Source organism: uncultured Nitratireductor sp., assembly GCF_913053745.1.
Classification (GTDB): domain Bacteria; phylum Pseudomonadota; class Alphaproteobacteria; order Rhizobiales; family Rhizobiaceae; genus Nitratireductor.
The window spans coordinates 1-7,615 of sequence record NZ_CAJXGF010000183.1 but is presented as its reverse complement, the minus strand read 5'-3'; the positions used below and the strand labels follow the sequence as shown (position 1 = coordinate 7,615).

Here is a 7,615-nt window from a genome sequence, read left to right as displayed (position 1 = left end):
CGAGGCGAAGCGCATGCTTGGCGGAAAGCGAGGCGGCCGCGACAGCTGCCGGCAGGAGGACATCAACGACATGATGGTGTCGCTGGCGAAGACCGGCAAACACGTGGTGCGGCTGAAGGGCGGCGACCCGTTCATTTTCGGCCGGGGCGGGGAAGAGCTGGACGCGGTCGAGGCCGCAGGCATTTCCGCCTTCGTTGTGCCGGGCATTTCTTCTGCCCTCGGATGTGCGGCGAGTGCCGGTATCCCGCTGACCCACCGAGACCATGCGCAGGCCGTCACCTTCGTGACCGGCCATGCCAAGGCTGGCGGCGTACCGGATCTTGATTGGGCCTCTCTTGCCCGGCGCGGGCAGACGGTCGATCAGATAAACGTGGTCGACTACGGCACTGCCGGCATGAACGAGGCGTCCCATCAGGCAACCTCCCGTCCGTTCGCCACGACAAGGCGAGCGCGGATCAGCTCGCCGGCGAGCGCTTTGGCTTCGGCAATGTCGAAGCCATGCAAAGCCTCGAGCCTGTCTTCGGGCAGCGCGGCACTGCCAGTGCAGGCGCCGGCCATCCCGGCAGCGATCGCACCGATTGTGTCGGTGTCGCCGCCGAGATTGGCGGCGAGCACGGCGGCCTGCCAGGGGTCGCCGCCCGCGACCTCGACGACGGCAAAGGCGGCCGGCACCGATTCCTTGGTCGCCACGCCGGTACCGATCTCGTTGGCGATCACATGGGCGGCTTCAGCCGTGTTCTTGCCTTTGACCAAACGCAACGCTTCGGCGATGCGCTCGCGCAATTCCGGCCCGTCGTCGGCGTGCCCGTGTGCGGCCCCGAGGGTGGCGGCGTCGAGTGCGCGTGCCCTTGCAGCCGGCCAGTCGCCGCCGGCTATGCCCTGGCTGATTGCTGCGGCGACAGCCGAAGCGCCGGCAATCGCGCTGGGTGTGTTGTGCGTTGCGAGGCAGGTCTCGGCGACTTTGTCGACGAGCGCTTCGAGCGGCGTCTGCGGCATCAATATGCCCACAGGTGCAATCCGCATGGCCGCCCCGTTTGTCGTGCCGAAACGGCCGGCCTCGGCTGGTGTCGCGCCGGCATTGATGACGTCGAGCGCACGTTTGGTCGAGGGGCCGAGCAGGTCGTAACTGCCGCGCGCCTTGACGTCACGCTCCCATTCGACGAGTGCTCTCACCCAGCCTGCATGGTCGAAATGTTCCGGTGAGGCGAGCAGTAAGCGCGCCAGAAGCAGCGTCTGCTCGGTGTCGTCAGTAACTGTGCCTGCGGCAAGGCCCCGTGAGACGGGATGATCCTCGCTCGGTGTGACGAAACTGTCCACGAAGCCGTAGCGCGCAGCGATTTCGGCTGGCGTGAGCAACTGCGTTGGCATGCCGAGCGCATCGCCGATTGCCCCCGCAGCGAGCGCGGTCCATGCACGGTCGAGCATCTCTTCTCGCGCGGGCATTCGTCAAAACTCCAGATGCAACGCGAAATGCGCCGGGTTGAGCAGACTGGTGACGAACTCGATCGGCCGACCGTCGCTCATGCGCGTCAGCCGGCGTGTGCGCAGGAATGGCGCACCCGCCGCACAGCCTAGGATTGCCGCGTCTTCTGTGGAAAGCATCTCGATATCGGCCCATTCCTCCCCATGATGCGACACCAGTCCGGCCGCGCGCAGTGTGCGATGCAGGGAGCCGTGGCGCAGCCCCTTTAGCGGAACCTCCTCGAGCTCGGGCGAGAGCGGCAGCCGGCTGCGTTCGATTGAGATGGGCTGGCCGTTGTCTGCATCGCTGCGCACGCGGTCGAGTGCGATGAAGGACATTTCTTCGATGCCGAGCTGCGTGGCGAGAGCCCCGTCTTCGATCACTTCGAGGCGCAAGGTCCGCGTTTGCGCGTTGGCACCGGCATTGGCGAGCGCCTTCGACCAACCGACCGCGTCGTCGATCGTCTTGCCGTCGAAGGTGACGAAGGAACCGATGCCGACGCGCGTTGTGATGAGCCCACGGTTGGAGAGCTCTTCCAAACCTTTGCGCACTGTGTTGCGGCTGACAGAGAAGCGCTGGACGAGTTCGTTTTCGCTCTGAAGGCGCGCGCCAAAGCCGAGCGCGCCGGAGAGGATTTCGTGCTCCAGTTCACTGGCGATCTGTTCCGGCTTCGCGGTTCCGGCTGCCCGGAGTAGGCGGCGGGCCATATCCAGTCCTGTTCATTGAACTTGTTTAATCTTGTTCAATAACAGTGTGGAGGCGCATGGTCAACGGGCGTTCGGCTTATGGGTTGTCATGAGACAATTTGCTTTGGCTTCGGTATGGCCGTCTGTTGGCGGGATTCTGGGGCGGTTGTCGGCGGGCGCTTGCCCGCGCAAACCGGATGGGAAGATCCCGCTCGTTCGAGCCGCAATCGCGATCAGGCCTGTGTTAACGGAAACGTCGACATGGCTTGCAAGGCACAGGCGCCCCACATATCTTGGCGGAAAGATATTTCGCCGATTGGTTTGCCGACATTGCCACGATGGAATCATGACTGAGAGCGAACGACCCGAAAACGATCATGTGGACCGGCTGAGAGCGCAATGGGCAAGGGAACTCCCCGCTTTGGACACCTCTGCGATGTCGCTTCTCGGCCGCATCAACCGGATCGCCAATCTTGTCCATCCGAGTATCAGCGAGACTTTTGCGGGCTACGGCTTGGATCGTGGGGAGTTCGACGTTCTCGCAACGCTGAGGCGAGCGGGAGATCCTTATCGCTTGACGCCAACCGAACTGTATAAATCGCTGATGATCACCTCCGGTGGACTGACGGCACGTCTGAACCGGCTTCAAAAGGCGGGCCTGATCGTTCGGGAAGCTTCGCGGGAGGACCGGCGCAGCCTTGCCGTGCGGCTCACCGGCGAGGGCGTTCGCAAAGTCGAAGCGGCGTTTGAGGAGGATATGGGCAAAGAGCGCCTGTTGCTCGACGCGCTGAACGCCGGTGAGAAGGCGCTTCTCGAGGAGCTTTTGCGCAAACTTACCTCCAGCTTGGAAACACCGTAAGCTGGGGAGCCGCCCGGCGTATTGCAGCGCGGCTGCGATACGCCGAACTGTTTCGGAGAAACGCTGAAAGCCTACCCGAATTACGCAAAACGGGCGGCAATGAAGCCGTTTTATCGCAAACGCGATCGTTTTTCCGAATTCTGCAAAACATGAAAAACGCCCGCCGGCGTCGTTGCCGAAGGGCGTTTCTGTTGGGTTGCGCGAGCAGCCCTATTCGGCTGCGTCGCGCCGCGGCAATACCCAGTCGGGACGCGCGAAATGGCAGGTGTAGCCGTTGGGATAACGCTCCAGATAATCCTGATGCTCCGGCTCTGCTTCCCAGAAGTCGCCGACCGGCTCCAGGTCCGTTACGACTTTGCCCGGCCACAGGCCGGAAGCATTCACATCGGCAATCGTTTCTTCGGCCACATGCTTTTGCTCATCCGTCACGTAGTAGATCGCGGAGCGGTACGACAGGCCGATATCGTTGCCCTGACGGTTCGCTGTGGTCGGATCGTGAATCTGGAAAAAGAACTCCAGCAGTCGACGATAGCTCGTCTTTTCGGGATCGAAGACGATCTCGATGCCTTCTGCATGCGTTCCGTGGTTGCGATATGTCGCGTTCGGCACGTCGCCCCCAGTGTACCCCACGCGGGTGCTGACGACGCCAGGCAGCTTGCGAATAAGGTCTTGCATGCCCCAGAAGCAGCCGCCGGCCAGAACAGCGCGTTCAGTCATTGCACTTCCTCCACCTGATCGAGATAATCGCTATAGCCTTCCGCTTCCATCGCATCGCGATGAATGAAGCGCAGCGCAGCCGAGTTGATGCAGTAACGCAGGCCGCCACGGTCTGTCGGTCCGTCCTCGAAGACATGGCCGAGATGACTGTCGCCATGGGCGGAGCGCACTTCCGTGCGGATCATGCCGTGGGAAACGTCCCGAAGTTCACTGACATTGGCCGAAACGATGGGCTTTGTGAAACTCGGCCAGCCGCAGCCGGATTCATACTTGTCGGCGCTGGCGAAAAGCGGTTCGCCGGACACGATGTCGACATAGATTCCCGGTTCCTTGTTGTCCAGGTACTCGCCGGTTCCCGGGCGTTCCGTTCCACTTTGCTGCGTCACGTAATATTGCTCCGGGGTGAGGCGGGCCAAGGCTTCTTCGGTCTTTTTGTAATTCATTCGTAGCTCCGGCTTCCTGATCGTTCTGTCGTGGTCGGTATCGGTACCGGTTAGGAGAACCGGTGCCCGTGGAGCCTCATCTAGGTATCGCCGCTCCACGATCCCAATCATATTAGCGTGATCCGAGACGGAAGTCCGCCGGGATGCGCTTGAGGACGCTGGAAAGTGTGTTTCGCTTCGCCGGGAACGCATCGAGGTTGTGCGTCTGGGAGGCCGAAAATGTCTTCGTCGCAAACCCCGGTTCACACCGGTGAAACCGGAAGGTAGAACGCGTATTCCCATGCTCGAGAAGCCGAAAGCTCTCGCCGACGCTGTTCGTGCATATGCGGTTGAGTTTTTTGCGAGAAACGGAAACGATCATGCCAAACAGTTCGATCGCCCATGAGGCGACGTTGCCGAAAGACGTCCTGAATGTCGATTATAATGCGCGGGGGACCGTCTCGGCGACGGCCTTTGATCGTGTCATGCAGCGCTATCGTCAGGAATCGGAAACCGCTTGCGCCGCGCTGAACGGCGTCCGCGATGTGGTGTATGATCCGGCAAGCGGAGAAACTCTGGACATTTTCGGTACGCGCGAGGGAGAAATGCGCCCCCTGTTTCTTTTCGTGCACGGAGGGTATTGGCGCGCGCTTTCCAAATACGATTCTGCCTTCATGGCGGCCATGCTGGCCCGAAAGGGCATTGCGACGGCTGTCGTCGATTATTCCCTGGCGCCTGCCGTCAGTCTCACCGAGATCGTTCGACAGGTGCGTTCGGCGACCGCATTTCTGTGGCGTGAGGGCGCGCGCTTCGGCATCGATCGCAAACGCATCTTTGCAGGCGGCAGCTCTGCGGGCGGACATCTGACGGGCACGCTGCTGGCGGCGGGCTGGCACGACGATTACGGCGTGCCCGTGGATGTCATCAAGGGCGCGATGCCGGTCAGCGGACTTTACCATTTGGCACCCATCGCGCAATCTTTCGCACAGGAATGGATGTCGCTCACGCCGCAGGAAGTCGGTGCGCTCAGCCCGGCCGAACACATACCGTCCTCCGGTCCACCCATTGTGGTTGCCTATGCGCAGGGCGAGCCGGCCGGCTTTCGACGGCAATCCCGCGAGTATCACGAGATGTGGCTTGCGACGGGTGCGCGTTCCACGCTGATGGAGATACCCGGCCGCAACCATTTCGATGTCATTCTCGATCTGGCGGACCCTCAAAGCGATCTTTCAAAATCGCTTGTCGCTTTGATCGAAGGCAAGGCCGGCTAGCTCTGCTCGCGCGGCGTCAGTCTCTGTGCCATCCGGCGCACCACGCTTGCAAAAGCCGCGGTGGCCGGTGAAACGGAACGGCCGCTGGCGTGGATCAGCACCACCTCGCGCGCGATGCTCGGATTGGTCAGGATTTTACCGGTGACCTTGTGGTGCTGTGCCGATGCCAGCGCATAGGTGGGCAGCACGGCAATCCCGAGACCGGCTTCCACCAGCGCCAGCGCCGTGGTGATCAATGACACCTCGAATGCGGGTTTCAACGGCAGGCGAACGGACTCGAACCCCACCTCGACGAGAAGGCGAATGCCGCTGTCGCGCGTTAAGGTGATAAGTGGCTGCCCCTTAAGATCGGCCCAATCGACAGTCGTGTGCCCATTGAAGGCGCTGCCGTAGTCGCAAAACAGCATCAGATTGTCCCGCATCAGCACCGTTCGTTCGATGCCCGCTTCATCGGGCGGGAATGTGCCAAGGCCGCATTCGGCCTGTCCGTTAAGGACGCTTTCGACGATTTGCTCGGTGCCCACGTCAACGAGTTCCAGCGTGATGCCGGGATGCTGCGCCTGAAAGGCGGCGATCGCGCGCGGCAGAACGACCGCGGCGAGAAGCGGGGGAGCCGCGATGCGGATGCGACCGCGCTTGCGTTCGGCGAGATCGCGTGCGTTCTGGATGGCATGATCCAGGTCGTCCATGACCTTTCCGGCCGATCCCATGAACTCGCGGCCGGCGCTGGTGAGTTCAACCCGTCTGGTCGTTCTGTCGAAAAGCCGGACGCCCAGTTCGGTTTCCAGATCCCGCACCGCTTGCGAGAGGGCTGGCTGGGCTGTTCCCAGCCGGCGCGCGGCGCTTGAAAAGTTTCCATCGCTGGCGACAGCCAGGAAACTTTCGATCTGTTTGATGGTCACCTTCATGATGCTAATATATAATAATTTCCTATAAATTAATAGAATAAATCCAGATTGTCATATATATAAATCGGGTGTTTGCTCCCGGTAGCAATCGTCGATCCACGAACGGTCGCGATGGGGAGCAGGGTTTGAACATCACCAGAAGTGCAGCCGCACATGATCCGTCATGGCTCGGGCGCAGTCTGCCGCGGGTCGAAGACATGCGCCTGGTACGCGGCCATGGCCGTTATGTGGATGACCTGCTGCCACATGGGTGCTTGTTTGTGGAATTCGTTCGCAGTCCTTATCCACGCGGCGTCATTTCGGAGCTCGACGTTGAAGACGCCCGGCAGGCTGAAGGGGTGGTCGCGGTTCTGACAGCCGACGATCTGGGCGAACTCGGACACTCGGCCGTCAATATGGTGTTGCCCGACATGGGTGTGCGCCCTTTGCAGCCGCTCGCAAAACACAAGGTTGAAGCGGCCGGCCAGGCTGTGGCCGCGGTCGTCGCCACGTCGCTTTCAGCCGCGCGCGACGCCGCGCAAAACGTCTTTCTGGACGTCGACCCCCACGATGATCTGTCCAGCGGTGCGGGTGCGGAGATTTACGCGTTTCACCACGCCAACGGAGATGTGGACGCGGCTTTTGCAGAGGCCGATCATGTGGTTTCGGTGTCGGTCGAACACTCGTTGCTCGCGCCGACCGCGCTGGAGCCGCGCGCGACACTGGCGGAATGGTCCGAAGAGGGTTTGATCGTCTGGACCTCCACACAGGCTCCGTTTCGGGTGCGCGAGGATCTTGCGCGTATTCTCGATCTTCCCATGTCGCAGGTTCGTGTCGTCGCGCCCGATGTCGGCGGTGCGTTTGGCGGAAAATCGTCGATCTATCCTGAAGACGTCGCTGTCGCCTGGGCAGCACGGCATCTCAAGGCATCCGTAAAATGGTGCGCGACGCGTGGCGAGGAATTGCTTGCGGCCACACAGGGTCGTGGCGCGCGCAGCGAAGGCGAACTGGCTTTGTCCGGCAACGGCAAGCTGCTTGGCCTGAAGGCACGCCTGACGTTTCAACTTGGCCATTGGATGCCCTACAGCGCTGCGATCCCCGGGCGCAATGCCAGCCGCATTCTTCCAGGTCCCTATCATCTTGAAGCGCTGGACATCGATCTGAAAGGCTATCAGGCCAACCGTGCTGCAGTGGGCATCTACCGCGGTGCCGGGCGACCGGAGGCAGCGATGTTGCTGGAGCGCCTTTTGGATGAGGCCGCGCGGGCGCTGCGCATGGGCCCGGGCGCCGTGGTCGTGCCGGTGCCGCGCG

General features: G+C 61.8%; 8 protein-coding genes and 1 pseudogene. 4 read left to right on the top strand and 5 right to left on the bottom strand.

Going from position 1 to position 7,615, the window contains the following annotated elements:
• Positions 1 to 13 precede the first annotated feature (13 nt).
• A pseudogene (locus QZ638_RS20955) lies at positions 14 to 298 on the top strand (SAM-dependent methyltransferase); the annotation flags it as partial.
• A gap of 113 nt (positions 299 to 411) precedes the next feature.
• On the opposite strand, the gene QZ638_RS20950 reads toward QZ638_RS20955, so the two are convergent.
• The gene (locus QZ638_RS20950) at positions 412 to 1,443 is read right to left on the bottom strand and encodes an ADP-ribosylglycohydrolase family protein (RefSeq protein WP_295814050.1); all 1,032 of its coding nucleotides are present in this window, start codon (positions 1,441 to 1,443) and stop codon (positions 412 to 414) included.
• Between the two features lie 3 nt (positions 1,444 to 1,446).
• Positions 1,447 to 2,169: a GntR family transcriptional regulator gene (locus QZ638_RS20945; RefSeq protein ID WP_295814047.1), complete on the bottom strand. Its 723-nt coding sequence runs from the start codon at positions 2,167 to 2,169 to the stop codon at positions 1,447 to 1,449.
• A gap of 325 nt (positions 2,170 to 2,494) precedes the next feature.
• On the opposite strand from QZ638_RS20945, the gene QZ638_RS20940 reads away from it, so the two are divergent.
• Positions 2,495 to 3,007, top strand: a complete 513-nt coding sequence (locus tag QZ638_RS20940) for a MarR family transcriptional regulator (RefSeq protein ID WP_295814045.1) — start codon at positions 2,495 to 2,497, stop codon at positions 3,005 to 3,007.
• Between the two features lie 210 nt (positions 3,008 to 3,217).
• Here the strand turns inward: QZ638_RS20940 and msrA are convergent, their stop codons facing one another.
• Both msrA and msrB read right to left on the bottom strand, forming a co-directional pair.
• Entirely contained in the window at positions 3,218 to 3,724 is a 507-nt protein-coding gene (gene msrA, locus QZ638_RS20935; RefSeq protein WP_295814042.1) for a peptide-methionine (S)-S-oxide reductase MsrA, read from the bottom strand.
• Positions 3,721 to 4,167, bottom strand: a complete 447-nt coding sequence (msrB, locus tag QZ638_RS20930) for a peptide-methionine (R)-S-oxide reductase MsrB (RefSeq protein WP_295814037.1) — start codon at positions 4,165 to 4,167, stop codon at positions 3,721 to 3,723. The genes msrA and msrB overlap by 4 nt, the downstream gene beginning before the upstream one ends.
• 359 nt (positions 4,168 to 4,526) lie before the next feature.
• On the opposite strand from msrB, the gene QZ638_RS20925 reads away from it, so the two are divergent.
• Positions 4,527 to 5,417, top strand: a complete 891-nt coding sequence (locus QZ638_RS20925; RefSeq protein WP_295814035.1) for an alpha/beta hydrolase — start codon at positions 4,527 to 4,529, stop codon at positions 5,415 to 5,417.
• On the opposite strand, the gene QZ638_RS20920 is transcribed toward QZ638_RS20925, so the two are convergent.
• Positions 5,414 to 6,325, bottom strand: a complete 912-nt coding sequence (locus tag QZ638_RS20920) for a LysR family transcriptional regulator (RefSeq protein WP_295814031.1) — start codon at positions 6,323 to 6,325, stop codon at positions 5,414 to 5,416. The two genes, QZ638_RS20925 and QZ638_RS20920, sit on opposite strands and share 4 nt — an antisense overlap.
• A 125-nt stretch (positions 6,326 to 6,450) precedes the next feature.
• Here QZ638_RS20920 and QZ638_RS20915 point away from each other — a divergent pair.
• A partial coding sequence (locus QZ638_RS20915; protein ID WP_295814026.1) for a xanthine dehydrogenase family protein occupies positions 6,451 to 7,615 on the top strand: 1,165 nt, incomplete at its 3' end.